Here is a 26,119-nt window from a genome sequence, read left to right on the forward strand (position 1 = left end):
CAATCTCTACTCGACTTGAGACTAACATGCTCAGGCTCAATTAATTAGTTTTTTTTGATGTAGCTCTATCAGCCCCTATGCCACTACCTATAGCGTACCTGCGTAAGTCCTGAGCTAGGGGTAGTCATTGCCTCAGCAGAAAAAAAAGCCCCTCAGAGACATGAATCTCTGGGGGAGCTGAAGTTATCGAGTCAAGTTATCCCGATGTGTCAACCTAAACGCTGACAAAGTCAGCAGAAGCGTAAACATTGGTCGTATCCTGAACCACCGCAATCAAGTCATTGCCCTTATAGATTGCCGTATCCAGCGCCGTGGTGCCTCCGAAGTCATAGCTCTTACTCAGGGTGTAGTCAGTGTAGCTGCCCTTGACCTGAATCTTGTCGCCCTCATTCCACTTGAAGTCAGTGATGGTTGCGTAGCCACCACCCAGGTAGGAGACGCCACCGTAAGCGGTACCTAGCACGAAGGTGTCACCCTCGCTGCCACCACTCAAGGTATCGTATTCACCAACCGTGCCGCCATAACCATTCAGGTAGTCCTTACCGGCTTCGCCATAGAGTTTGTCACTGCCAGTGCCGCCATACAGGCTGTCGTTGCCATAGTAGCCCAGCATCGTGTCGTTGCCTGCACCACCGGATAGGTAGTCATCCCCATACCAGCCATCCATGTGGTCGTTGCCTACTTCGCCATAGAGGCTGTCGTTGCCGTAGCCGCCATTGATGTAGTCATCGCCGTCATAGCCGAGGATAGTGTCATTACCATCTTCACCATAGAGGCTGTCGTTGCCAGTCCAACCATCTACGTAGTCATTGCCTGCGCCAGCTTTCACAATATCGTCACCGGCTCCAGCATAGATAGAATCGTCGTAGGCAGTGCCGATGATCTGACCGTGATAGTTGAAAGGATAGCCGGGGCCGTTGTAGGTGTTGTTGTCGTTGTAAGCGGTGCCGTTAATAATCGCCATAATCTTTGCTCTTTAGGATTGCTTAGAATTGGTGTTGGTCGGGGTGTTGGAATCAATCAATCGCTTGAATCGGTTGATTGGTGGTCAGTGATGTCCAAAAGGTTTGTATTCTCAGGAAATGTTATCGTTCGCCGTTGCACTTCTAGAGAGCTTTTGAATCTCGCTGGTTGCTCTATCGACTGGAGGCGGTTGATGCTGCTGGGAAAACCAGAATTTACTTTGTTTTTTCCCTGGTGCATTTTGTTGACCTCTATGCACTTGTCAGCCTGAGTAGCGCTAGTTATGCAAGTTGTTACAAACGTTTACATGAAATTGTGCAACCATACAGTTCAAGTAAGGGTAGCGATCGCGTAAACAGAAAAGAAAAAAGCCCCCCAGAGAAACAGGTCTCTGAGGGGAGGTGAAGTTATCGAGTCAAGTTATCCCGATGTGTCAACCTAGACGCTGACAAAGTCAGCAGAAGCGTAAACATTGGTCGTATCCTGAACCACCGCAATCAAGTCATTGCCCTTATAGAGTGCTGTATCCAGCGCCGTGGTGCCTCCGAAGTCATAGCTCTTATTGAGCGTGTAGTCAGTGTAGCTGCCCTTGACCTGAATCTTGTCGCCCTCATTCCACTTGAAGTCAGTGATGGTTGCGTAGCCAGCACCCAGGTAGGAGACACTACTAGCGGTACCCAGAACGAAGGTGTCACCTTCGCTGCCACCACTCAAGGTATCGTATTCACCAACCGTGCCGCCATAACCATTCAGGTAGTCCTTACCGGCTTCGCCATAGAGTTTGTCACTGCCAGTGCCGCCATACAGGCTGTCGTTGCCATAGTAGCCCAGCATCGTGTCGTTGCCTGCACCACCGGATAGGTAGTCATCCCCATACCAGCCATCCATGTGGTCGTTGCCTACTTCGCCATAGAGACTGTCGTTGCCGTAGCCGCCATTGATGTAGTCATCGCCGTAGTAGCCGAGGATGGTGTCATTGCCATCTTGACCATAGAGGTTGTCGTTGCCATACCAGCCATCAATGTAGTCATTGCCACTTCCGCCATAAACTGTATCGTTCCCGTCTTTGGCGTAAATGGAATCATTGTAAGCGGTGCCGTTGAGTGTGTCGTTGTAAATGGTGCCGTTGATAATCGCCATAATCTTTGCTCTTTAGTAAGGATGAGAATTGGTGTTGTTTGGTGTGTTGGAATCAATCAATCGCTTGAATCGGTTGATTGGTGGTGGCGGATGTCCGAAAGGTTTGTATGTTCAAGAAGTGTTATTGTTCGCCGTTGCACTTCTAGAGAGCTTTCGGACATCGCTCGTTGCTCTGTTGACTGGAGGCTGGTGATGATGCGTGGGAAACCAGAAGTTGGGTTGTTAATCTCCCCGTTGCATTTCGTTGACCTCTATGCACTTGTCAGCCTGAGTAGAGCCAATTATGCAGGTCGTTACAAACGTTTACATAAAATTGGCAAATATGGGTGGTTGTGCCTCAGATCAGTGGGGAGATAGGAAATGAAAACCCTTCCTACATAGGCTTTTCAGCTTTGGCACTGTAGATAAATGTTGTTCAAAGCGGCGTTAACAATTGCTTTTGACGTTGAAACATATCTTGGATCGCTCAAATGAGTGTCACTGAATCGTGCGACAGTTGGGCTATTTACTTTCAACCAGAGCGATCGCTATCCTTGAAGAACGCATAATTACGCGCCTAGTTCTTCCTTGCCACCTGCCGGAATCCTCACTCATCAGCCATCGAGAATCCGTAATCTCTAACTGTATGGAGTAGACATCAAGAGGAAAGTTATCTTAAATAGATAGGCTTCCAGACAAAATTGGCGCTGTATCAACCGAAGGGGCGATCGCAAATTATGGATGGACTAGAGTCAAAGCTTCGCTATCTGGTGAAAGAAGCCTGTATGCACCCGCATGGAAGTGCCCAGCGCCAGAAAAACTTAACTAGGGTGATCCGCTTAATCGCACACAAGCTTTGGAAAGAATATACGCCTTACTATGAAGATGCACTGCAACAGACCTGGGTGTATTTCTGTCAAAACATCTGTGAAGGAAATACTGGCGAAGCTTATGACCCGAATCGCAGCAGTGTCATCACCTGGCTGAATACCTACCTGAAACGGCGGCTTCAAGATTTCTATATTGACGGTAAAAAACAAGAATCGAGAACCGTTACAGGTCAAGCCAAAAGGTCAAAGTCGGGCGATATCGGTGAAACGACTGACCCGGTGGATAGTCTGGAAGCCACTCCGGATGTTCCCCCCTTGTTGGACGACATCATAAAGTGGGTGGAAGCCGATTCTCAAGGGGAGTTGCGCCGCACGCACATTGCCGGTCGTCCCGAAGTGAATGCTCAAGCGTTAATCTTGCGACGCTTACCCCCAGAAGCCGGTTGGAAAGAGCTTTCAGCGGAATTTAACCTCCCCATTTCCACATTGAGCAGTTTTTATCAGCGCCAATGTATCCCTCGCTTGCGTAAATTTGGTGAATCGGAGGGATATCTATAAATAAAGATAAATAAAGAACGGAGCTTCCCAACCATGACTTTTAACCCCCACGAACTAGAAGATTTTGCCCTACCGTTACCGATTACCCAAGCCGCACGCACAATAGCACAGCAGTTTGCCACTCAGCAGCCGACGCCGCACAAAGCAGAGCAAGTTCTGTTGAATACCCTATCTGTCTGTGTGGTCAATGATTACTTGCAGATGATGGGGATTCCCACCAATCTTGCAGCCAGTGATAGCTGGAATCCCATCGTGCGCTTATGTTCTGATGTAGCTGACCTAGAAGTGCGGGGACTTGGTCGCTTAGAATGTCGTCCGTTGAGAAGCACCGAACAAATCTGCCACATTCCCCCCGAAGTTTGGTCAGATCGAATTGGCTATGTGATGGTTCAAATCGATGAATCGATGCGACAGGCAAGTGTGTTGGGATTTACCCCCAGCGTTACTACCTCAGAGTTGTCGATCGGTCAATTGCGATCGCCTGAAGATTTACTCGATCGCTTGCAGGAATTAATGCATCCGATTACAGCGGCTGCATCGTCCCTCACCCCTGCCTTCCGCAGAACCCAAGCCAACTTGAGCCAATGGTTCAACAATGTTTTTGAAGCCGGTTGGCAAACCGTTGAAACTTTGTTAACGCCAACATCAAATCTAGCCTTTAGTTTTAGAGGCGATGTACTTGCTCCCAGTTTGGAACAGCCAGAAGCTGCCGTTCGCAAAGCAAAATTGATAGACTTAGGGGTAGAGATTGCCGACCTTTTTGTTGCTTTAGTTGTTGAAATCAATCCAGAATCTGAAGAAAAAACGAATATTCTTCTTCAGGTGCATCCTATGGGTAATCAAGTTTATTTACCCCCTTCCCTCCAATTGATTGTCCTCGATGAATCTGGCTCTAATTTTCTAGAAGCTGAGTCAAGAGATGCAGATGATTACATTCAATTAGAGTTTAGTGGCAATTCTGGAGAACAGTTTAGCGTTAGAGTCGCTTTGGGGAATGCCAGCATTCAAGAAGACTTTGTTATTTAGCGATTATTTGTAAACTTGAGACACCTCTTGTAATCCAAGAGCAATTTTTCCATTTATCTGGAAACAACTCTTACATTTAATTGCTGAAAACTAATCGTCCTACCGTCACAATGGTTAAATTAGTTGTTATAAAACTATGGAGTGGTTCTTTTGAAGAAGGTTTCCCAGTCTCATTACAAATTGGGAACGATGGTGAACGCCCTTCGATAGAAAGCGTTGGAATGTTACCTCCCGCTCCAGAAATTCCCCAACACTACACCATCTGGACAACCGCTTATCGTCGCTTGGGAGTGCCCTACAGACTAGAAGCAAAAATTAGTCAACCGACTAATGTTGCCAAGATTGATGACTGTAGTTTGGCAGCCAATGTATTGCGCGATCGCTTAAATGTCTGGCTGAATTCGGAGCCGTTTCGGGCAATTCGAGAAAAACTCTTAGAACAATTAGTTCCTGCCGATGAAATTCGGTTCATTATCCAAACCGAAGACGTTCAGCTACGGAAATTACCTTGGCATCTTTGGGAATTATGCGATCGCTACCCAAAAGCCGAAATTGCCTTAAGTGCCCCAGTCTACGAACGTGTAGAACAACTCTCATCGCCCATCGAGAAGGTGAGAATTTTAGCAATTTTGGGGAATAGTACGGGAATTAATACCCAAGCCGATCGGATTTTATTAGAGCAATTACCTGATGCAGAAGTCAGATTTCTGGTAGAACCACAACGGGAAGAATTAACCGAACAGCTTTGGAAACAAGGCTGGGATATTTTATTTTTTGCGGGTCATAGTTCCAGCCAGAAGAATGGCGGGACGGGACAAATTTATATTAATCAAACAGAAAGTTTATCAATAGAAGAACTTAAATATGGATTAAAAAAAGCGGTTGAACGCGGGTTGAAAATCGCGATTTTTAACTCTTGCGATGGGTTAGGTTTGGCAAAAGATTTGGCTTCTTTACATATTCCGCAAATTATTGTGATGCGGGAACCCGTACCGGATAAGGTTGCACAAGAATTTTTGAAGTCTTTTCTCGAAGCCTTTGCTCGTGGTGAGTCGTTTTATTTAGCAGTACGGGAAGCACGGGAAAGATTGCAAGGACTAGAAGCTAAATTTCCTTGCGCGACTTGGTTGCCAATCGTTTGCCAAAATCCGGCTGTGTTGCCACCGACTTGGCAAGGAATTGTTGGAAAAAGGAAAGAAGAATTCCCGATTCTCGATTCCCCACTACCATCCCCCTCCCGAACCTCCCAGACTCAACCTCAAACCTGGCGGGGACGACTGCGGGCAGCGTTGCTTGCCAGCGTAGCGATCGCATCATTGATTGCGGGGGTGCGGCATCAGGGAATGCTGCAATCAATAGAACTAAAAGCTTTTGACCAAATACTGACCAGGCGACCCGATGAAAAGCCAGATCCGCGCCTTTTGGTGATTACCATTACTGAAGCAGATGTTCAAGCTCAGAATCCAGAACAGAGGCGTGGGTCGTTGTCAGATCCGGCACTCAATCAACTGTTGCAGAAACTAGAGCAGTATAAACCGCGAGCGATTGGCTTAGATATTTATCGAGATTTTCCCGCATTACCCAGTCAGAAAGATTTAGCCAATCGGTTACGCCAAAGCGATCGCTTAATTGGTATTTGCAAAGTCAGCGATCCTCAGGCGGAGGAACCGGGGATTCCACCACCACCGGAAATCCCGACAGAACGCTTAGGGTTTAGTGATTTCATGGTCGATTCGGATGGAGTGGTTCGTCGCCATCTGTTATCGCTGAAACCAGACCCCGCCTCTCCCTGTACGGCTTACTACGCCTTCAGCGCCCAATTGGCATTCCGTTATTTAGCGGCAGAAGGCATTGTACCGACGATTAATTCAGAGGGGTTCTTGCAACTGGGTAAGGTGGTTTTTAAGCCTTTGGAGAGTTTTACAGGTGGCTACCAAGGAACCGATGCCTGGGGTCATCAAGTATTGCTGAATTATCGCTCCCACCGCTCCCCGGAAAATATTGCGGATCGAGTGACCCTCAGAGAAGTTCTCAACGGTCAGATCGATCCCAATTCCATCAAGGATCGGATTGTTTTGATCGGCACGAGTGCTAACAGTTTTCATGACTATTGGCTCACACCCTACAGTCAAGGTCAGTGGGCTGAAAAGCAAATGCCGGGAGTATTTGTGCAAGCGCAAATGGTGAGTCAAATGATTAGTGCAGTGAAAGATGGGCGATCGCTATTATGGGTGTGGCCTCAGTGGGGCGAAGTTTTTTGGATTTGGGGCTGGTCTTTACTGGGAGGGTTGTTCGTCTGCTATCTGAAGTCCCCGGTCCACTTAGGGATAGCGATCGCCGCCGCACAAATCTTGTTGTATGGTTTATGCTTGGCACTGTTAATCCAAAGCGGTTGTTGGGTGCCTTTGGTTCCACCAGCGCTAGCCTTGGTAGCGAGCAGCACCAGCGTAGCCGTGTATGCAACCTTTCGAGCTAGACGATAGTCACTCACCTTAAAATTCCTTCGACTAGCTATATGAAGTTCCCTTTTAAACAGATAATCCTTGCCAGAGCGATCGCGCAGCGTGCCAAACCTTATATCTTGCACCTGAAAAACCTAAGCCCCCATGAGCCTTTCCTACCAGGGAACGGGGAGCCGAACTCCCCTCGCCTTGCAGGAGAGGGGTTGGGGGAGAGGTCTCCTAATACAAGCGGTGCCAAATGGCATACCCTCTTCCTGGTTGCTTTTATCGGCAGTTTGACACAAATCCCCGTAAAACCTGCTTTCGCAGAAGTCTTAACCGTACAGTCCAACGCGCCACCACCACCAGCAGACCGTAGCGCCCCCGCTGGACGACGGCAAGGAGGCGCTAGCCGTAGCCCTGGCACCCTTCTGTTCAAGGCACCCCCACCACCAGCAGACCGCAGCGCCCCCGCTGGACGACAGCGAGGAGGGGCTAGCCGTGGTACGTGTCCAGCCGCGATCGGCGAGGAGCCTCTGACTGCCTTGGTGCCTGCGACTCAGACAAGTTTGAATGAAGGACAATCTGGGAACTCACCCTTAAAAACCTTTGAGTCCGTATGGGCATTAACGGCTGCTGAGGCTCCTACCTTTTGGTATTACATTCCTTATGCGCTCACACCCGACCTGCCTGTGGAATTCATCCTACAGGATGACCAAGGTAACAATGTCTATCAAACCAAGTTCATCGCATCCCAAAAGCAGCCTGGTGTAGTCAAAGTGCGTCTTCCGGCTACAATAGCGCCCCTAAAAGTGGGCAAGATGTACCGTTGGTTTTTCATGATTGATTGCGATCCGGATGCTCCACCCTTGGTTGAAGGATCGGTTCAACGGATTGCACCTTCTGCCACTTTGATGAGTCAGTTACAGAAAGCAACCCCACGGGAACGTGTGGTTCTTTATGCCAAACAAGGAATCTGGCATGATGCCCTCACTGCTCTTGCTGAACTCCGGAGTGCGAATCCCAACGATGCTGCCCTCACGAATGATTGGGTAAGTTTATTAAACTCTGGTGGCTTGGAAGCGATCGCTCAAGAACCTGTAATTGATTGCTGTACCGCTCAACAACAGTAAACAAACAAGTCTAATTTAGCCTCAAGGCTTTGGCAGGCGATCGTGGATTATGCGGTAATTCACCGGATTTGACATCGAAGCGATCGCACTCCTCAATGATTCGTGAAGGCGAGATACCCGACTTCAAGAGAGAAGCCGGGTATCTGAAGGGCTAGCTCACCATTAAAACAAGATTCCTATCAATCGATGCTGTTAGCTTCCGCCCTGCTTACATAACTAAATTGCACTTTTGTTCAAAAAATACTAAAGAATCCGGAAGCTAAAAATTCGGTTTGTAGATAAATGTGTTCCTAAAAAAGTAGAAAACTTCAGTGTTGTATATTTCAACACTAAAATCACAGCCAAACCACTAATTTTTTCAAGGACTAATTAATATGGCACTTATCAATGGCACTTTGGGAAACGACCCTAATTTGACGGGAGGCACAGAAAATGACACCATCAATGGTTTTGCCGGAAACGATAACCTCTATGGCGGCAATGGCATAGATACCCTCAACGGTGGAGAAGGCAATGATACCTTAGTTGGAGGTGCTGGCTTTGACACTCTCACGGGCGGTCCTGGCGCTGATATCTTTGTATTTAAAGGCTATATTAACCACACTCCACCGTCGGGCGGCGTTGTCCATGTTCAGAGTGCGGATGGTTTTGACACCATTACAGACTTTAATCCAGATCAGGATGCTATCAAAGCATTTGTTTCTGAGCCTGGTATTCCTCCCCATTTTAAACACGTTACAGGCCCACCCATCATACCTCCAGGGGATGTTCTTGGCGCGCTGACAAATAGCGGCTTTGTCAGCACATTTCCAACGCTTGACCTTAGTAGTTTTTTGATCGATCGCATAAGTTACGTAAATCAATTTGAGTCGGGATTTAACCCAATTTTCACACAATCGCTGCTGTTTTAAATTCCCGAACTTTGAGCGCTAGACATGACCTAGTAAAAACGCTTAGCTGTCACTGTTCTAGCGCTCAGATAAATGTGCAAAATAAGATTAACTTATCTCAGTTAAGTGTCACTCAATTAGGTGACACTTAAACGAGCTACCACAAATATGTTTTGCCAAAACAAGCGACTGACAACAAGTTTTGAAAACAGTTAGACTTATAAAATAAAAGTCGAAAGTTTGTTGCTCAAAAAATTATTTTCAATCAGTTCTATGCCCTTAGTCCAATTCCAATGGCAAATAGTCACTCAATGCACTGAAACCCCTCCTGTTTGGAGAAGGTTGAAAGAATTTTATAGCGTTTCTCAGTTGAGTGGAATATATTGCACGTTCCCGCTGCCTTGGTAAGGACATAGCATTGCCATGTTCCTACAGAATGTATCGCAACCAAGCGAGAATTGCTATACAACTAACCTCGTATTTAGCTGCAAAGCGAATAGAGTTTTTAACTGAGTAAGTTTCCACAAAAGCGGATAGTTAGCCTTATATCTTTTAACACTAAACTACCACCAAAACATTAGGAAAGAGTAATCGACATGGCACTTATCAACGGCACTTTGGGAAATGACTCTAATTTGACGGGAGGCACAGAGGATGACACCATCAATGGTTTTGCCGGAAACGATAACCTTTATGGCGGCAAAGGCATGGATACCCTTGGCGGTGGAGAAGGCAATGATACCTTAATGGGAGGTGCTGGCCCTGACACTCTCACGGGCGGTTCTGGCGCTGATATTTTTGTATTTAAAGGCTCTGTTTCATATGGAGTTAACCCAAAAGGCGGTTACTACGTTCAGAGTGCTGATGGTTATGACATCATTAAAGACTTCAATCCATCTGAGGATGCTATCAAAGAATTTGTTTCTGATAAACCTGGTATTCCACCCCATTTTAAACACGTTACAGGCGCACCCATCCGGCCTCCCCTGGAGTTTCTTGGCGCGCTGACAAATAGCGGCTTTGTCAGCACATCCCCAACACTTGACGTTAGTATTTTTTTGAGCGATCGCATAAGTTACGTAAATCAATTTGAGTCGGAATCAAACGCGATTTTCATATAATCGTTGCTGTTTTAGGTTTCCGAAATTTGAGCGCTAGATATGACCTAGAAAAAACGCTTGGCTGTCACTGTTCTAGCGCTCGGATAAATCTACTAAATAAAATAAACTCATATCATCTAAGTGTTACCTAACTGAGTGAAGCTGAACCGAGCTACCACAAATGTATTTTGCCTGAACAAGTGACTGGTAACAAGCTCACAAAATAGTTAACCTTATAAAGTAAGGGTTGAATAAAGGTTTGAAATTTGCTGAGCAAGAGATTAGTTTCAAGCAGTTGTGTGCCATTAATTCAATTCCAGTGGCACATTGTCACCCAATGTCTCCAACCCTTGAATTGCTATACAGCTAATCTCGCATTTAGCCGCACAAAGATAGAGTTTGTAGCTGAGTGAATTTCTCTAAAAACGGGCGTTTATTGTTGTATTTTTTAACACTAAACTACCAACAAAAACATTGAGTAATCGACATGGCAATTATCAACGGCACTTCTGGAAATGACCCGAATTTAAAGGGGAGTGTAGAAAATGACACCATTACTGGTTTTGAAGGAAAGGATGACCTCTATGGCGGCGATGGCATTGACGATCTCATCGGTGGCGCTGGCGATGATACCTTAGTTGGAGGTGCTGGCTTTGACACTCTCACGGGCGATGCTGGCAGTGATATTTTTATATTTACCAACGTTATTAGCTGGGGCATACAGCCGGGAGTTGGCTATTATGTCCAAAGTGCTGATGGTTTTGACATCATTAAAGACTTCAATGTAGCTCAGGATGCCATCAAAAGTTATGTGCCCGCTACTCCGACTCCTAACGTTCCTGCCCATTTCAAACATATCGTAGGCGCAATGCTTAACGAGCGACCTCTGGTTGGGTTCGCTTTAGCAAATAGCAACTTAGTCAGCCAAACTCTAAAAATTGACCCTAGTAGTTTGGTGAGCGATCGCGTAACTTTTGCAACTCTATTCGAGTCAAGTTTGAACTTGAGCTTCACGGAATAGGTGCTAGTGGAAATTTGGGTAAATCTGGGAGTATTTAAACGCTCAATTCCCATTTTTAAGGTGGGTTAGGAAAGAGCGAAAAATTTCTAGACATCTTATAAACTTTGTTGCAGTGAAATACCATACTCAGTTTTTCACTTACCTGAATGGAGACAAATGCTGTGAATCCTAAAAGCTGGCTCCAGCAGACTTTGCAGTTGGGGCTGGTATGCACGTTGGCGATAGTAGGGGCGCTTTTCAAAGTCAGCCGCTTATGTTCCCAGATCGTACCCGATGAAACTTTAGAAACTGAAAGTTCTGTAGTGGTACCTTTTGCTCCTGGCTTCCCAGTTGAATTCATCTTTGGCGGAGCAACGCGGGGTTCCAATTTGTTCCACAGTTTTAAACAATTCGACATTGGAGAAATCCGAGCCGCCTATTTTCTCTCTCCTCCAGAGATTAAAAACATACTGAGTCGGGTGACAGGAGGGAGTCGTTCCGAGATTCTGGGGACGCTGGGAGTAATTGGCGATGCCAATCTATTTTTAATGAACCCCAATGGGATTCTCTTTGGATCAAAAGCTTCTCTGGATATCGGTGGTTCGTTTGTAGCAACGACAGCGAATGCAATTGCGTTTGACACTCAGGGTGTTTTCAGTGCTTCTGCGCCGAATGTTCCCCCAATTCTGACGGTTAATCCTTCAGCTTTTTTATTTAATCAAATTGCCCCTCAGCCGATTGTCATTCAATCTGAGATAGGTTTACAAGTTCCTGATGGTCGGAGTTTGTTGTTAGTGGGTGGGGATATAGAGTTGCCAGCAGGGCAATTAAAAGCTCCCGGCGGTAGCGTCGAGTTGGGAGGAGTGGCGCAAGCAGCAACCGTAGAGCTAAATGTTGATGGTAACAATCTGCATTTGAATTTTCCGGCAGGGGTGCAACTATCAGATATTTCCCTAACAGAAAAAGCGGTCATTGATACCAGTGGTGAGGGTAGCGGTGCTATCCAGCTTTCAGGCAAGCGGATTACGCTCACCGATGGCTCAAAAATTGAGGCGAACACCATCGGGTCAAAACCAGGAGGGAAGATTACAGTAACTGCACAGGAGTCCCTCGAACTCTTAGCAGGAAGCCGCTTGTTAACCCAGACTATCGGGGATGGCGCGGCTGGAGACGCAACAATTGAAACGGGACAGTTGATTGTCAAAGATGGGTCGCAGATAGGAAGCGTTACTTTTAGCACTGGTCAGGGGGGAACGTTAAGCGTATCTGCTGCAAAGTTTGTGGAACTGATTGGTACTTCAGCAGATGGGGTAGATGTTAGTGGCTTGTTTACTCAAACTGAAGGTGCTGGAGCCGCCGGAAACTTAACGCTGAAAACGGATCAGCTAACTCTCAAAGATGGGGCGCAGGTCTCAGTTTCTACGGTTGATGCAGGTCAGGGCGGAAAATTGAGTGTCACCGCACAAGAGTCCGTACAATTGATTGGCACCTCCGCAAAAGGGAATCCTAGCGGTTTGTTTGCGGTAACTCAAGGTGGCTCCGGAGCTGCTGGAAACTTGACCATTAAAACCGGACAGTTGATTGCCCAGGATGGGGCACAGGTTTCCGCTTCTACTTTTGGCGGCGCGACAGGCAAAGGCGGAACGGTTAGCGTCACCGCAGATTCGGTGCAACTGATAGGAACATCCAAAAATAGTGACTATAGAAGCGGCTTGTTGGTGGGGACGGAAGGGAGCGCCGCAGCTGGAGATTTGACGATTGAAACGGGACAGTTGACTGTCCAGAATGGAGCAGTGGTATCGGCGGGGACTTTAGGGGAGGGTCAGGGAGGAAAATTGACCATCACCGCTAAGAAGTCTGTGCAGTTGGTGGGAACATCGGCTCAGGGGCAAGCCAGCAGCTTGCTGACTCAAACATCAGGGGCTGGAACTGCGGGAGACTTAAAAATTACGACGGGGCAGTTAATTGTCCAAGATGGCGCTCAAGTCAATGTCAGCAGCCAAGGGACGGGAAATGCAGGCAATCTAGAAATCGAGGCAGGTTCGATTCTTTTAGACAACCAAGCCGCCCTCACCGCGACAACCAAATCGGGAAATGGCGGCAATATTACCCTACAGGTGCAGGACTTATTGCAGTTGCGCCACGGCAGTAGCATTTCCACCACCGCAGGCACCGATAAAACAGGTGGAAACGGCGGCAATATGGACATCAATGCCAAATTTATCGTTGCCGTCCCTGAGGAAAATAGCGATATTACTGCGAATGCCTTTGAAGGTCGGGGAGGGAATATCAATATCACCACCTCCGGCATCTTTGGCTCCCAGTTTCGTCCTCGCCTGACGCCAGAAAGTGACATCACCGCGAGTTCGGAATTTGGTGTAAATGGCGCAGTCAATATCAATACTTTGGATGTCGATCCCAGTCGCGGGTTAGCGACTTTGCCAGCAGAATTGGTCGATGCGTCTGGATTGGTGGCACAAACTTGTCCGACTGGTGGGGGGCTTGCACAAAGTGAATTAATCTTGACTGGGCGCGGTGGATTGCCGGACAATCCCAGCGAAACCCGAAGCAGCAGCGCCGTTTGGACAGATTGGCGCATTTCTCAAACAAGTCGTCCAAATCGGATCTCGCACGCTGCAAAAGCTTCCCCTCGTTCAAGTCGTTCAAGTTCTACGGTTGCTAAATCTCAGACTGATTCCCCGGCAATGCCTTTCGTAGAAGCGACTGGATGGGGGAGAAATCATCAAGGTGAAGTCGTGCTGATGGCTGCTGTTTCTTCTTCCCCTAAGAGTTTAGCGTTAGCGTCCCAGTGTCCTCGCTAATTGCGATCGCGTCTTGATGATTCAGTGTCAGCAAGTTAGTTCAACTTTTATGGAAAAAGGTTAAACGTGAGCATCTAAATGGGTAGGCTGTGTTAGGCTATTGCGTGAATATACGGAAACCTTACCGTCAAGGTAATGCTAGCCAAGCGTGTTAATTCGCAGAGTGCTTCGATCGCTGCATTGCCACCCTTGTTGGATAAGAAGCGCGATCGCGCTGGGTACGATCGCCGCTGGGAGCGATCGCGCGATCGCCCAAAATATCACCCTTGATGGCAGCCTCGGCTTGGTAAAAACCTTAACGGGTCCTAATTACGTTATTCCTCAATCAGCGGGTCAAACCGTCGGCAGTAATCTGTTCCACAGCTTTGGAAAATTTAGCCTCAACGCAGGCGAGGTAGCGGGTTTTAGCAGCGCCGCCAATATCCAGAATATTCTATCCCGTGTTACAGGGGGTTCTCCCTCCTTGATTAACGGCTCAATTTTTACCGATCAGCCGGTCAACTTCTTCTTGATCAATCCCAGTGGCATTCACTTCGGGCCAAAGGCTCAACTCAATGTCGGCAGCACCACCAGAGGCTCTTTTGTTGCCACCACGCTGGATGCTTTGGTGTGGGCGGATGGTAGTCAGTTTAGCGCCACCAATCCAGAAGGAGCGAGTAGCTTACTGACGATGGTTGGCGATCCGAGTGGGTTCATCTCTTCACAACTGCCGAAACCAATCGTGGGTTCTGCTAGCACCCTGAAAGTCGCAGAAAATCAGACTTTGTTGTTATTAGGCGGTGATGTGAGTTGGAAGGGCGGGCTTTTACAAGCGCGGAGTGGTCGAGTCGAGTTGGCAGGAGTCGCAGAACCAGGAACCGTAAAGCTGAATGTCGAAGGCAATCGTTGGCGCTTGAAATTTCTAGATAGTGTCGTCCAAGCAGATATATCCCTCACGAATCAAGCAGCGATTGATGTCAGCAGTCAAGGTAGCGGGGCGATCCAGCTTTCCGGCAGACAGGTGACATTCAGCGATGAGTCAAAAGTGTCTGCAAATACGTTGGGGAATCGAAATGGGCAAGGAATCTTTATCCAAGCGGTGCGGCTAACGATTCAGGGGGGTTCTCAAGTATCTGCAACGACCTCCGGCAAGGGAAAAGGAGGGAGCATCGACATCAATGTCTCGGATTCGGTAGAACTGATCGGCACCTCAGCAGATGGTCAAAAACCCAGCAAACTCGCCAGTGATGTTAAAGATGCAGCAGGAGATGCGGGAAACGTGACAATTACGACCCGGCAATTGCTAGTTCGGGACGGGGCGCGGATATCAGCGAGTGGTTCCGGAACGGGGCAGGGCGGGAGTATCAACGTCTATGCCACCGATCGGGTGGAACTGAGTGGCACCGCACCGAGCGATCGCCGTCCCAGTGGATTGTCGGTTCAAACTTCTAGAGGCAATGGGAAAGCTGGAAACTTAACGATTACAACTCGGAAATTGACGATCCGAAATGGGGCAGAAGTCTCTGCGGCTACTTTTGGGGCAGGTTTCGGGGGAAATTTGGAGGTGAATGCCTCTGAGTTGGTAGAACTGGTTGGGACTTCAGGGAATGGAAAGCTTCGCAGCAGATTATTTGCTGGCACCGGCAACCCCGCCGATGTCATCCGAGACGGAGATGGTTCCCCCTCCGATAGCAGTAATCTTCCGGCATTTTCGACCGGAGATGGGGGAAGTCTGACGGTTAAAACTCAGTTGTTAACGGTTCGAGATCGGGGACAAATCTCTGTGGGCAGTCAAGGGTTAGGAAAAGCTGGGGAACTCGAAATTGACTCTGGCTCTATCCTGCTAGACAATGGGGCAACCCTCAACGCCCAAACTGTATCCGGTGACGGCGGGAATATTCGATTGCGAGTGCAAGACTTATTATTGCTGCGCCGCAATAGTAACCTTTCCACCACCGCAGGCACTGCAAAAGCGGGTGGAGATGGCGGGAATCTGGACATCAATGCCAAATTCATCGTCGCTGTCCCATCTGAAAATAGCGATATTACCGCCAATGCCTTCCAAGGTCGGGGAGGGAGTATCAACATCACCACTTCTAGTATCTTTGGTAGCCAGTTGCGATCGCGCCCAACCTCCCAAAGTGACATCACGGCGAGTTCGGAATTTGGGGTCGATGGCACCGTACAAATTAATACCCTGGATGTCGATCCCAGTCGCGGGTTAGCGACTTTACCAGCAGAATTGGTCGATGCTTCTGGATTGGTGGCGCAAACTTGTCCGGCGAGTGGCAGCAACGTTGCGAGTTCTTTCACCGTGACGGGAAGCGGAGGGTTGCCAGATAATCCTAGCGAAACCCGAACTAGCAACGCCGTTTGGACAGATTGGCGTCAGGTTGCACCAGCTTCCACTCACTCCCAAAAGGATGTTGCCATACAGTCAAACTTGACAAAAGAGCCAGTAGAAGCACAAGGTTGGGTGGAAAACGATCGAGGCGAAGTCGTTCTCACCGCTGCTGTTCCGTACTCCTCTCTTCATTCCGGGCTAACAACCGCTAAGTGCTATGTGCCGTAATCTTTCTGGGGGCGATCGCTTATTGTATCTTCGGCTGGGTTTAGCAATGCTGAGTCTCTGCTTGACGGCGCAAGTCGCGCGATCGCTTCCTGAAACGATTGACTCGGCTCAAGTTCCTCAACTCCCTCCGCCACAAGACATCCTTCAACCGCCATCTCCCTCCCCTTCCCCGCTTCCTTTACCAGAAACGCCTGCCCCACTACCGCCGCCAGAAGACTTACTCCAATCTCCTACCCAGCCTTCCCCAGATGAGGAGACACCGGGAGAGACTGTTCCTGGCAACATTACGGTGGAAAAGTTTGAATTCATCGGCAATACAGCTTTCAGTTCCGAAAAGCTAGCGGAAATTACCAAGCCGTTTACCAATCGACCGATTTCCTTTAGCGAACTGCTGCAAGCTCGAACTGCTGTCACCGAGTTTTACGTCAACCAAGGGTACATTACGTCAGGTGCCCTGATTCCAGCTAACCAAACGATTCAGGGAGGCGTCGTTACCATTCAGGTCGTCGAAGGCGGCTTAGAAGACATTAAAATTAGTGGCACGCGACGGTTAAATTCCAACTACGTGCGATCGCGTTTGGCTGTCGCCACATCAAAGCCTCTCAATCGAGAGCGTCTTCTCGAAGCATTACAACTGCTGCAACTCAATCCGCTGATTGCCAATTTATCTGCGGAACTCTCTGCTGGAACCCGTCCGGGATTCAGTTTGCTGGAGGTTCGGATAACAGAGGCGAAGACCTTTAGCACCCAAATCGGCATCGATAACGGTCGTTCCCCTAGTGTGGGCAGCTTCCGACGTCGCTTGCAAGTGAATGAAGCGAATTTATTCGGTTTGGGAGATGGTTTAAGCCTTGCCTACAGCAATACAGATGGCAGCGATAGCTTCGATACTTCCTACACACTGCCGATTAATCCTTACAATGGCACGTTTAGCGTCAGTTACGGCACCACATCCAGCGATGTGATTGAGCCACCCTTCGACCGTCTCGATATTTATGCCGCCTCGCGCTACTACGAATTGACCCTGCGCCAGCCAATTGTTCAAACCCCCACCCAACAATTCACCGTCGGTTTAACAGCATCTCGGAGGGAGAGCGAAACTTCTTTGCTAGAGATTCCGTTTCCCCTGTCGGCGGGCGCTGATGACGAGGGACGCACGCGGATATCAGCATTACGATTGTTTCAGGAATGGACGCAAACCGGGACTCGCCAAGTCATTGCCTTGCGATCGCAATTTAATATCGGACTTGGTGCCTTTGATGCAACTCTCAACGAATCTGGTCCCGATAGTCGCTTTTATTCATGGCAAGGGCAAGCCCAATGGGTACGTCTCCTCGCCCCAGAAACGTTGCTATTGGTGCGTGGCAACGTGCAACTGGCAGATAGAACGCTAGTCCCTTTAGAACAATTTGGTTTAGGCGGCTTAGAAAGCATTCGGGGTTATCGTCAGGATGCTTTGCTGACGGATAACGGAGTCTTGCTGAGTGCAGAACTTCAGTACCCCGTGCTGCGCGTCCCCCAAGTACAGGGTGTTCTCCAAATCATTCCGTTTGTCGATTTTGGCACCGCCTGGAACAGTTCGGGCACAGAAGATCCTGAACCCAATAGACTTTTATCGGTTGGGTTAGGATTGCAGTGGCGGCAATCACCACGCTTCAGCGCCCGCCTGGACTGGGGAATTCCTTTAGTGAATCTCTCTTCGAGGGAAAGAACATGGCAAGAAAACGGTCTGTACTTTTCCGTGCAGTACAATCTTTTCTAAAATACGGGCTTTTCGGATTAACTTTGACCCTTTTGCTTTCTTGGGGTCAAAAGGTACACTCTCATTCGCTGCTGTTGGATACCTCTCCCCCAACCCCTCTCCTAGTAGGAGAGGGACAAAAAGCGATTCCCCCGTCCCTTGTAGGGAAGGGGGTTAGGGGGTTAGGTTTCCCCGATTCGAGAACCATTGCATTAGACGTTACCGAACTAACCAATCCAACTCAAGTGCAACAGGGACGAGAATTTTATGAAACTGGGCAGTTTGTTGAGGCGGTAAGGATTTGGCAACAAGCGGCAAAAACTTTTCAAACGCAAGGAGATATCCTCAATCAAGCTTCTACGTTGAGCTTCCTGTCCTTAGCTTACCAACAACTCGGACAGTGGACGGAGGCAACGGAAGCGATCGCAAACAGTCTGAAACTATTAGAAGCGAGAAATCCCAACAAAGACCACTTGCCGGTTCTCGCCCAAGCTTTCAACATCCAAGGGCAGCTGCAATTGGCACTCGGACAAGCGGAACAAGCTTTAACGACTTGGGAACAAGCGGCGGCTATTTATACGCAAGCAGGCGACAAGGCGGGAATTACGGGTAGCTTAATTAACCAAAGCTTAGCGCTGCAATCTTTAGGGCGTTATCGTCAAGCGGCGAAGGCATTGACTCAGGTAGAGGAGACGCTGGCGAATCAACCCAATCCGATGAAAGCGATCGCGCTGAGTTCTTTCGGTAACACCCTCCGCGTCGTTGGTGATTTAGAGAAGTCCCGGCAGGTTTTGCAGCAAAGTTTGGATGTCGCCCAGCAACTCAACTCTCCCCCAGATATCAGTGCAGCGTTCCTGGGTTTAGGAAATACCGCGCGATCGCAACAGGATACGGAAGCAGCTTTAAAGTTTTATCAACAAGCTGAATCAACTGCTCCTTCACCAATGACCCGCAACCAAGCCAAACTCAATCAATTGAGCTTGTTGGTGGAAACGAAGCAATTGAGCGCTGCCAAGGCGTTGGGTTCCCAAATGCAAGCAGAAATTGCGAGTTTTCCCCCCAGTCGAACAGCAGTTTATGCCAAGATTAATTTTGCCCAAAGTTTGACGCGGATCAAACAAGCTGACACGGCAAATACTTCCTCCTGGACAGAAATCGGTCAGGTGTTGGCAAATGCAGTTCAACAAGCCAAAAGTATCCAAGATATCCGGGCAGAAGCTTATGCGCTGGGACATCTCGGCGGACTATACGAACAAACTCAGCAATTGCAGAATGCCCAAGACTTGACTCGGCAAGCTTTACTTCTCGCCCAATCAATTAACGCCTCAGATATTTCCTATCGTTGGCAATGGCAATTAGGACGCTTATTGAAAGCGCAGGGAAAAACCAAAGACGCGATCGCGGCTTACACGGAAGCGGTCAATATTCTCCAATCTCTCCGCAGCGATTTAGTTACCATTAATCCTGACGTTCAGTTTTCTTTTCGAGAGGAAGTCGAGCCTATCTATCGGCAACTGGTCGAGTTGCTATTGCAAACAGAGGGAACTTCAAAGCCGAGTCAAGACAATCTCAAACTAGCCCGTAACACCATCGAATCTCTGCAACTTGCTGAACTCGATAATTTCTTTCGCACCGCCTGTTTGCAAGGCAAAACAGTCCAAATCGACCAAGTCATCGATAAAGACGATCCGACCGCCGCAGTCATTTATCCGATTATTTTGGCAGACCGATTAGAAATCATTCTCAAATTACCTCAACAACCGCTACGCCACTACAAAACTGATATCAGCCAGAGTGAAGTCGAAAGAATTGTCGGAGAATTGCGAAAGCAACTGACCAAACCTTACACGCTGAAAGAAACTCAAGCTTTATCCAAGCAAGTCTATGATTGGTTGATTTTACCTGCATCGCAGGATCTCGCGAGCAACATTAAAACTTTGGTATTTGTCCTAGATGGTTCCTTGCGAAATATCCCGATGGCTGCACTCTACGACGGTCAACAATACCTGGTCCAAAAGTATGGCGTTGCATTAACTCCAGGCTTGCAGTTACTGGGTTCCAAATCTTTAGAACGGGGAAAAATCAAAGCTTTAACTGCCGGAATCACTGAATCTCGCCAAGGCTTTGCTGCGCTCAACAATGTAACCCTGGAATTAAATCAGATTAAATCTGTAGTGCCCACTACGGTACTGCTCAATCAGGAATTTACCAGTACCGCTTTCCAAAAAGAAATGAATGCGGTTTCCTTTCCAGTCGTACATCTTGCCACTCACGGTCAATTCAGTTCTAAAGCTGAGGAGACATTTATTCTAACTTGGGATAATCGGATTAATGTCACTCAGTTGGATAATTTACTCCGAATTAGAGATACGAACCGACCAACTGCGATCGAATTACTCGTCCTCAGTGCTTGCCAAACCGCTACCGGGGACAAACGGGCGGCTTTAGGACTGGCTGGGGTTGCGGTACGCGCTGGGGCGCGGAGTACCCTCGCGTCTCTATGGTCGCTGGACGATGAGAGTAGCGCCCTTCTGATGAGTCAGTTTTATCAAGAGTTAACCAATACCAAGGAGACGAAAGCGGAAGCACTCCGGTTTGCCCAGATGTCTCTGTTGCAGAATCCGCGATACCAGCATCCCCGTTACTGGGCACCCTACGTGCTAGTGGGGAATTGGCTATAGTGGTGGGAAGATTTCAAATCTATAGCAATATCTCGTTTGAATGCAGTGGGGAACTATCGGTAATTCACCGAAAAGTATTAAATTTCAAACAAGAACGCGCTTTTTAACCGGCGCATCTTCAAGCTGGCAGTAAGGGCGACTGTAGCAGAGGGGCGACTCTAGAGAGTGCTGAACTAAGAAGTCAGGATCGCTCATCACCTGCTCAGTTGCACCATCGTAGACGACCTGACCCTGACTCAAGACTACCGTGCGATCGCATAACTCCAAGGCTAAATCTAAGTCGTGGGTGGCAATCAGTTGCGTCAGCGGCAAGCTTTTTAACAACTCGATCAACTGGCGACGAGAACGGGGATCTAGCTGAGCCGAGGGTTCGTCAAATACCAACACTTGGGGGTTCATTGCCAACACGCCTGCGATCGCAATCCGCTTCTTTTCGCCTCCAGATAAATTATCTGTATTCCTCTGTCCATAGCGTTCTGGATCGATATCCACCGCTGCCATCGCCTGAAGCACTCGTGCAGTGAGTTCCTTGTCTCGCAAGCCTTGATTCATTGGGCCAAAGGCAACATCTTCCCAAACTGTGGGCATAAATAACTGATTATCTGGATTCTGAAATACCAGCCCCACAAAATTCCGAATTTTTTGCAAATTCTCCTTTCTGACAGGCCATTCTCCAATGATGATTTCTCCCTCTTCGGGTAAGAGAATTCCATTTAGATGTAACTGCAAAGTGGATTTTCCCGAACCATTAGCTCCGATTAATGCCACTCGTTCCGTTGCTTTAATCGATAAATTAATTCCCCTGAGTGCATGAGTTCCGTCGGGGTAGATATAACTAAGATTTTCGATAAATATTGGATTATGGTGCATAGAAACAATTAAAAATTAAAAATTTTTAGAACAAATAAACCACTTGTCCCAATAATGCCAAAATTACGGTTAAGGTTAAAGCCACAATGTCGCGGCGTCCGCCCGACGGCACCTTCTCCACCGGCGGTAGTCCTTGATAACCCCGCGACAGCATTGCCTGATAAACCCGCTCCCCCCGCTCATAGGTACGGATAAATAGCGTTCCCATCATGTTGCCAATCACCTGGCGTTGCCAGTGGTTGCTGCCCATCAGGTTGCGAGAGGCTGCTGCCCGACGCATGGCGTTAACCTCCCCAATTAGGACGCTAATGTAGCGATACATGGATGCGAGAATCGCCACCAATAGGGGTGGGGTTCGCAAGGCGACTAATCCATTCAGTAGCGCTGCAACTGAAGTAGTTAAAGTCAGCACATTTAGCATCATCAGTGAGAGTAACGCCTTGAGGGTCACGCTACCCAAAACCATCAGCCCGACGGTGGTAATCCGTAGCACTCCCCAAGACCACAGCACCTCGCCGCCATCCCGAAACAAAGTGCCCAGCAGTACAACGCCAATAAAAGCAAACTCAACGGCGATTCGCTTCAGCAGGATGCTCCAAGTGACTCGACTCAGGAGAACAACGCCTAGCACGCCTAACCCATAGATTGCCCAAGTCCACCAGCGTCCGTTTGGCGTCAGGGCGATCGCAAATACAAGCAGTAGCGTACACAGGATTCGAGTCCGGGGTGCTAATGAGTGCCAGGGAGTTTTGCGATCGCTATCGGCATCTAGTTGAACGGCAATAATGTGCAGCAGCATTCGCTTTACGCTTTAGTTCTTATCTATCCAGGGGGCCATCTGGATTATCTGAGGACGAGGGGACTTCATAGTCTGAGGAAGATGAAACAGAATTGCGAACCACCAACTTCCCAATCCCCCAAGCCAAACCAAATGTTGTTAAGGTTCCAATCAAACCGGCTAAGGGTGTGGCGAGTCCTTCTGGTACGCCTCTGAGGGCATATTCTTCAAAAACAGCGTAAAAGGGGAGTTTTTGGGCGGGTGCTTCTTCGGCTGCTTTATCCTCAAACTTTAGATCCTGAGAAACTCGGTCTAATCCGTCTGGATCTGAGCTAGCGAATGGAGACAAAAAAATTGCAATCAGCAAGGCAACACCCAACCCAGTGATGACAAAAGCCCGGTTGCGTTCCCGCGAGAGGTTGCTACTCATAAACGTTTCATCCCTTCCCTATATAACTAGATGCACGCAGTGCTTAACGCTGTGACAACGAACGAGATGCAGTGGAAACAGCTCGGCGGGGTGGATCGAACAACAGATCGGGACGCGATCGCCATACATAACTCACTGCTACGACGGTAATCAGTGATTCTCCAATGCCGATTAGGACGTGCCAAAATGCCATTGCCCCTACGGCTACCCCAAAGGGCACTGTTCCGGACAAAGCTAGTTGTACTGCTGTCAAAATTGAGGCAATAAACACGCTTGCCCAAGCTGCAATTGCCGTACCCACTAACATTCCCCGCCAGTTATCCCGTCCTAAGGCAAACCGAATTGTTTTGTAGAGGTAGTAACCCGCAAAGGTGCCAATGAGACCCATATTGGTGATGTTGGCTCCTAGCACAGTCAGTCCACCATCTTGAAACAAGACTGCCTGGACGATGAAGACTGCCACCATGACGAGCGATCCTGCCCACGGGCCAAGTAAAACTCCCGCGAGCGTCCCACCCAGCAGGTGCCCGGAGGTGCCCCCTGGAATCGGGAAATTAATCATTTGGGCGGCAAAAATAAAGGCTCCACACACACCCATCAGCGGGACTGCCCGTTCCTGGTAGTCAGCCTGCACTCGATTGAGGGCGAGTGCAATCAGTCCGATGGCGAGTACCCATGTCACGAGGCTAACGGGCAAGCTCAAGAAGCCATCTGGAATGTGCAAGGCTAACTGCGGCTGTATTATCCAGTGCAGTAAGCCAGAGGAGACAATACTAGGGAGCGGGGCTGTAATTATCATTAAAAATTGTCCTTTACTGCCAGATTATTTAATAAATCCAACCCTCTAATAAAACATAAATTTTTCAAAAAAAGCAATGCGATAGGGGGGCATTGAGGATTTTTAAGTTAATCATTGTATGGTGAAGAAATCTGTTACTTTTGGCATAATTTGAAGGAATACTCCTCCTCTCTAAGACTGAGATTCAGAAAATCTGCGATTGCAAGGTGTATAAGCGATCGCATCTGCGCGTCAGGACATTGCGAAATCAAAAAATGATGTTGCAGGGGCTACCCTACAACATCATTTCCCCAATTAATAACACTTAATTTGCCGAGCCGCTGCTGCTCAAAACGCGAATAAATTCCAGGGGTAAGCCGTCGGTATCGGCAATGAAAGCGACTTCGTAGACGCTTGAGCCGATCATTTGCTGCGTTGGCTCTAAAAGTACCTTCAGGGGAAAAAACTGCTCTGGAGAAGTCTGTGCTGCCTCATCAAAGCGTTCTTTTAAAGAATTTAACCAACTCGGCAAATCAGATGCGGTATCGGTGATATCAAAAGACAAATGGTAGTACCCGACGTAATGCTCATCTCCAAAAGCGTCAGGGGCGGGTTTCGGTTGCGGAATCTGGATTAATTCAATGCGTCCGAGACTACCCTCCATCCAGCAGGCAAGCGTGATCCCGGCGGTGAAGCGTTCGCAGACAGTAAATCCCAGATGTTCGTAGAAAGCGATCGCGCGATGAATATTTGCGGTGCGGATCGAAACATGATGCATGATTTTTGTCCTTTGCGATCAGTCTTTAGCCCTTAGTGTTTAGTCCTTCGCGATCATCTGCCAGTCTTTACCCAATTGACAATAACTAATCACAAATGACCAATGACTAATCACAAATGACTAATCACGAACGAAATTATTCAAACAACCGAAAATAAGGATATCTCACAGGGATACCCGGTTCTTTTTCCAAATCGAAATTAATCACTTCCCAGCAGGGTTCTTCTTCCGGTTCCGGGCTAAATTCCACTGGCAATCCGTACAGTCTGGGTTTCGGCGGATCTGACTGCCCCCGCCAAGGGGTGCTGCGTTCCAGATAAGCACTAATTAACTCCCGATAACGACTGGCAATAATGACTCGCGTCGCTCGGTAGCCTTGAGTATACAGCCGGTCTAGGGCTTCGTGAATCTCAAACCGAATCCCATCCGGATGGGTGTGCTGCCGGTACCATTCATCACTCCACCGACGCCAGTGACGCCCAGACTGTAAGTGAATCAGTTCACCAGTCTTCGGATCTGCCTCAAAGGCACCATGACGCGGACACAGATAAGTATCCGTTAGCGTCAAGGCCGGAATCGTTTGGCGGCAATGGGGGCAGTGAATCTCCGGCCCAAAGATCGGGTACTGTAAGCCTGGATTCATCATGGAGTGTGTATCGGCATTCTATGTATCTGTCCAACGGTGCCAGTGGCTTTATTATATCTGTGTAGGTGAAGCTTCGCCCTCACCATAAAGAGTGTGGTTATTTTGTGGAGTCACTGAGCGCATCTTGTGAGCAATTTAAACCCGTCCCTCGGTGCCGATAATTCCTATTGGCCTAGCCCCGATCTCTCCTTAGCTGCCTTTGTCGCCCCGAATGCCGTTGTCATGGGTTGGGTAAAGATTGGTGCAGGGGTCAGCATCTGGTTCGGGGCTGTGGTGCGAGGAGATGTAGAACGCATTGAAATTGGAGAACGGACAAATATTCAGGATGGTGCGATTTTGCACGGCGATCCGGGCAAGCCAACCATTGTGGAAGATCATGTAACCATCGGGCATCGCGCTGTGATTCATTCGGCTCATATTGAACGCGGTTGCCTGATTGGCATCGGCGCAGTGGTGCTAGATGGCGTGCGCGTAGGTGCTGGGAGTCTTATCGGTGCTGGCTGCGTGGTGACGAAGGACGTGCCCCCTTTGTCGCTGATGGTGGGGATGCCTGCCAAGCGGGTGCGCGAACTTTCTGAGGCTGAGACGGCAGAACTGATCGAACACGCGAGGCGCTACGAGAAGTTGGCTTTGGTTCATGCAGGCAAGGGGACGGATCTGGGATTTACGACGCCCCATTGATGTCTGGGACAGTTAGGGAGTTTGGATAAGTCAAGGGATTGTATCAAACTGTCCCCCGATGCCTAAAAATAAAATATGAGAATTGTTCAAAAATCTTTAAGCAATAAGAGAGGAAACTTCAATGGAGTTTGACTGGCGCGTGTTAATCGTTTTGCTGCCAATTATCGCAGCAGCAGGCTGGGCAGGGTTTAATATTCTTCCGTATGCTCTGAAACAAATTCAGGGTTTTCTCAACAGATCCTGAACGAGACGATACAAGTAATTAGCAGTAACCCCCTTGTTCCCCTTAGTCTGAGAGGATCG

23 protein-coding genes are annotated in these 26,119 nt (G+C 48.4%); 14 read left to right on the forward strand and 9 right to left on the reverse strand.

Features of this window, described 5'->3' with window-relative positions:
• Nucleotides 1-214: 214 nt before the first annotated feature.
• The 3 genes from NC997_RS13540 to NC997_RS13550 form a co-directional block, all read right to left on the reverse strand.
• The gene (locus tag NC997_RS13540; RefSeq protein ID WP_190529740.1) at nucleotides 215-964 is read right to left on the reverse strand and encodes a calcium-binding protein; all 750 of its coding nucleotides are present in this window, start codon (nucleotides 962-964) and stop codon (nucleotides 215-217) included.
• Between the two features lie 56 nt (nucleotides 965-1,020).
• Nucleotides 1,021-1,203: a hypothetical protein gene (locus NC997_RS13545; protein ID WP_348257789.1), complete on the reverse strand. Its 183-nt coding sequence runs from the start codon at nucleotides 1,201-1,203 to the stop codon at nucleotides 1,021-1,023.
• 198 nt (nucleotides 1,204-1,401) lie between these two features.
• The gene (locus NC997_RS13550) at nucleotides 1,402-2,103 is read right to left on the reverse strand and encodes a calcium-binding protein (RefSeq protein WP_190529742.1); all 702 of its coding nucleotides are present in this window, start codon (nucleotides 2,101-2,103) and stop codon (nucleotides 1,402-1,404) included.
• A 31-nt stretch (nucleotides 2,104-2,134) separates the two neighbouring features.
• Between NC997_RS13550 and NC997_RS13555 the strand changes: the two genes are divergently transcribed.
• The 12 genes from NC997_RS13555 (at nucleotide 2,135) to NC997_RS13610 (ending at nucleotide 20,855) form a co-directional block, all read left to right on the forward strand.
• Nucleotides 2,135-2,296: a hypothetical protein gene (locus NC997_RS13555; RefSeq protein WP_190411047.1), complete on the forward strand. Its 162-nt coding sequence runs from the start codon at nucleotides 2,135-2,137 to the stop codon at nucleotides 2,294-2,296.
• 523 nt (nucleotides 2,297-2,819) lie between these two features.
• Nucleotides 2,820-3,470 (forward strand): sigma-70 family RNA polymerase sigma factor, encoded by a 651-nt coding sequence (locus NC997_RS13560; protein ID WP_190426806.1) that lies wholly within the window; start codon nucleotides 2,820-2,822, stop codon nucleotides 3,468-3,470.
• A 33-nt stretch (nucleotides 3,471-3,503) separates the two neighbouring features.
• Complete coding sequence (locus tag NC997_RS13565) at nucleotides 3,504-4,496, forward strand: DUF1822 family protein (RefSeq protein ID WP_190529746.1); 993 nt, start codon at nucleotides 3,504-3,506, stop codon at nucleotides 4,494-4,496.
• Nucleotides 4,497-4,606: 110 nt separating this feature from the next.
• Nucleotides 4,607-6,979 carry a CHASE2 domain-containing protein gene (locus NC997_RS13570; RefSeq protein ID WP_190529843.1) on the forward strand — a complete coding sequence of 791 codons (2,373 nt, stop codon included), beginning with the start codon at nucleotides 4,607-4,609 and terminating at the stop codon, nucleotides 6,977-6,979.
• Nucleotides 6,980-7,011: 32 nt separating this feature from the next.
• A complete protein-coding gene (locus NC997_RS13575) occupies nucleotides 7,012-8,070 on the forward strand; it encodes a DUF928 domain-containing protein (protein WP_190529748.1) in 1,059 nt (352 codons plus the stop codon).
• Nucleotides 8,071-8,444: 374 nt separating this feature from the next.
• The gene (locus tag NC997_RS13580) at nucleotides 8,445-8,981 is read left to right on the forward strand and encodes a calcium-binding protein (RefSeq protein ID WP_190529750.1); all 537 of its coding nucleotides are present in this window, start codon (nucleotides 8,445-8,447) and stop codon (nucleotides 8,979-8,981) included.
• Between the two features lie 575 nt (nucleotides 8,982-9,556).
• The gene (locus tag NC997_RS13585; RefSeq protein ID WP_190529753.1) at nucleotides 9,557-10,081 is read left to right on the forward strand and encodes a hypothetical protein; all 525 of its coding nucleotides are present in this window, start codon (nucleotides 9,557-9,559) and stop codon (nucleotides 10,079-10,081) included.
• 466 nt (nucleotides 10,082-10,547) lie between these two features.
• A complete protein-coding gene (locus tag NC997_RS13590; protein WP_190529755.1) occupies nucleotides 10,548-11,081 on the forward strand; it encodes a hypothetical protein in 534 nt (177 codons plus the stop codon).
• Nucleotides 11,082-11,242: 161 nt separating this feature from the next.
• A complete protein-coding gene (locus NC997_RS13595) occupies nucleotides 11,243-13,882 on the forward strand; it encodes an S-layer family protein (RefSeq protein WP_190529757.1) in 2,640 nt (879 codons plus the stop codon).
• Between the two features lie 148 nt (nucleotides 13,883-14,030).
• Entirely contained in the window at nucleotides 14,031-16,433 is a 2,403-nt protein-coding gene (locus tag NC997_RS13600; protein ID WP_190529759.1) for a filamentous hemagglutinin N-terminal domain-containing protein, read from the forward strand.
• Nucleotides 16,423-18,195 carry a ShlB/FhaC/HecB family hemolysin secretion/activation protein gene (locus NC997_RS13605; protein ID WP_190529761.1) on the forward strand — a complete coding sequence of 591 codons (1,773 nt, stop codon included), beginning with the start codon at nucleotides 16,423-16,425 and terminating at the stop codon, nucleotides 18,193-18,195. Before NC997_RS13600 ends, NC997_RS13605 begins: the two co-directional genes overlap by 11 nt.
• Nucleotides 18,147-20,855: a CHAT domain-containing protein gene (locus tag NC997_RS13610; protein ID WP_242031495.1), complete on the forward strand. Its 2,709-nt coding sequence runs from the start codon at nucleotides 18,147-18,149 to the stop codon at nucleotides 20,853-20,855. The genes NC997_RS13605 and NC997_RS13610 overlap by 49 nt, the downstream gene beginning before the upstream one ends.
• A gap of 84 nt (nucleotides 20,856-20,939) precedes the next feature.
• Here the strand turns inward: NC997_RS13610 and NC997_RS13615 are convergent, their stop codons facing one another.
• From NC997_RS13615 to NC997_RS13640, 6 genes are all read right to left on the reverse strand, one after another.
• The gene (locus NC997_RS13615) at nucleotides 20,940-21,725 is read right to left on the reverse strand and encodes an ATP-binding cassette domain-containing protein (RefSeq protein ID WP_190529763.1); all 786 of its coding nucleotides are present in this window, start codon (nucleotides 21,723-21,725) and stop codon (nucleotides 20,940-20,942) included.
• Between the two features lie 25 nt (nucleotides 21,726-21,750).
• The gene (gene cbiQ / locus NC997_RS13620; protein WP_190529765.1) at nucleotides 21,751-22,524 is read right to left on the reverse strand and encodes a cobalt ECF transporter T component CbiQ; all 774 of its coding nucleotides are present in this window, start codon (nucleotides 22,522-22,524) and stop codon (nucleotides 21,751-21,753) included.
• A 19-nt stretch (nucleotides 22,525-22,543) separates the two neighbouring features.
• Nucleotides 22,544-22,933 carry a PDGLE domain-containing protein gene (locus NC997_RS13625; RefSeq protein WP_190529767.1) on the reverse strand — a complete coding sequence of 130 codons (390 nt, stop codon included), beginning with the start codon at nucleotides 22,931-22,933 and terminating at the stop codon, nucleotides 22,544-22,546.
• 43 nt (nucleotides 22,934-22,976) lie between these two features.
• Nucleotides 22,977-23,732: an energy-coupling factor ABC transporter permease gene (locus tag NC997_RS13630; protein ID WP_190434947.1), complete on the reverse strand. Its 756-nt coding sequence runs from the start codon at nucleotides 23,730-23,732 to the stop codon at nucleotides 22,977-22,979.
• Between the two features lie 304 nt (nucleotides 23,733-24,036).
• Nucleotides 24,037-24,489 (reverse strand): VOC family protein, encoded by a 453-nt coding sequence (locus tag NC997_RS13635; RefSeq protein ID WP_190430292.1) that lies wholly within the window; start codon nucleotides 24,487-24,489, stop codon nucleotides 24,037-24,039.
• A gap of 136 nt (nucleotides 24,490-24,625) precedes the next feature.
• Complete coding sequence (locus tag NC997_RS13640; protein ID WP_190411032.1) at nucleotides 24,626-25,135, reverse strand: TIGR02652 family protein; 510 nt, start codon at nucleotides 25,133-25,135, stop codon at nucleotides 24,626-24,628.
• Between the two features lie 126 nt (nucleotides 25,136-25,261).
• Here NC997_RS13640 and NC997_RS13645 point away from each other — a divergent pair, with 126 nt between their 5' ends.
• Complete coding sequence (locus NC997_RS13645) at nucleotides 25,262-25,816, forward strand: gamma carbonic anhydrase family protein (protein ID WP_190529769.1); 555 nt, start codon at nucleotides 25,262-25,264, stop codon at nucleotides 25,814-25,816.
• Between the two features lie 121 nt (nucleotides 25,817-25,937).
• Entirely contained in the window at nucleotides 25,938-26,060 is a 123-nt protein-coding gene (locus NC997_RS13650) for a photosystem II protein Y (protein ID WP_190411030.1), read from the forward strand.
• Nucleotides 26,061-26,119 lie beyond the last annotated feature (59 nt).

Source organism: Trichocoleus sp. DQ-A2, assembly GCF_039961915.1.
In the GTDB taxonomy this organism is placed as follows: Bacteria; Cyanobacteriota; Cyanobacteriia; order Cyanobacteriales; family FACHB-T130; genus FACHB-T130.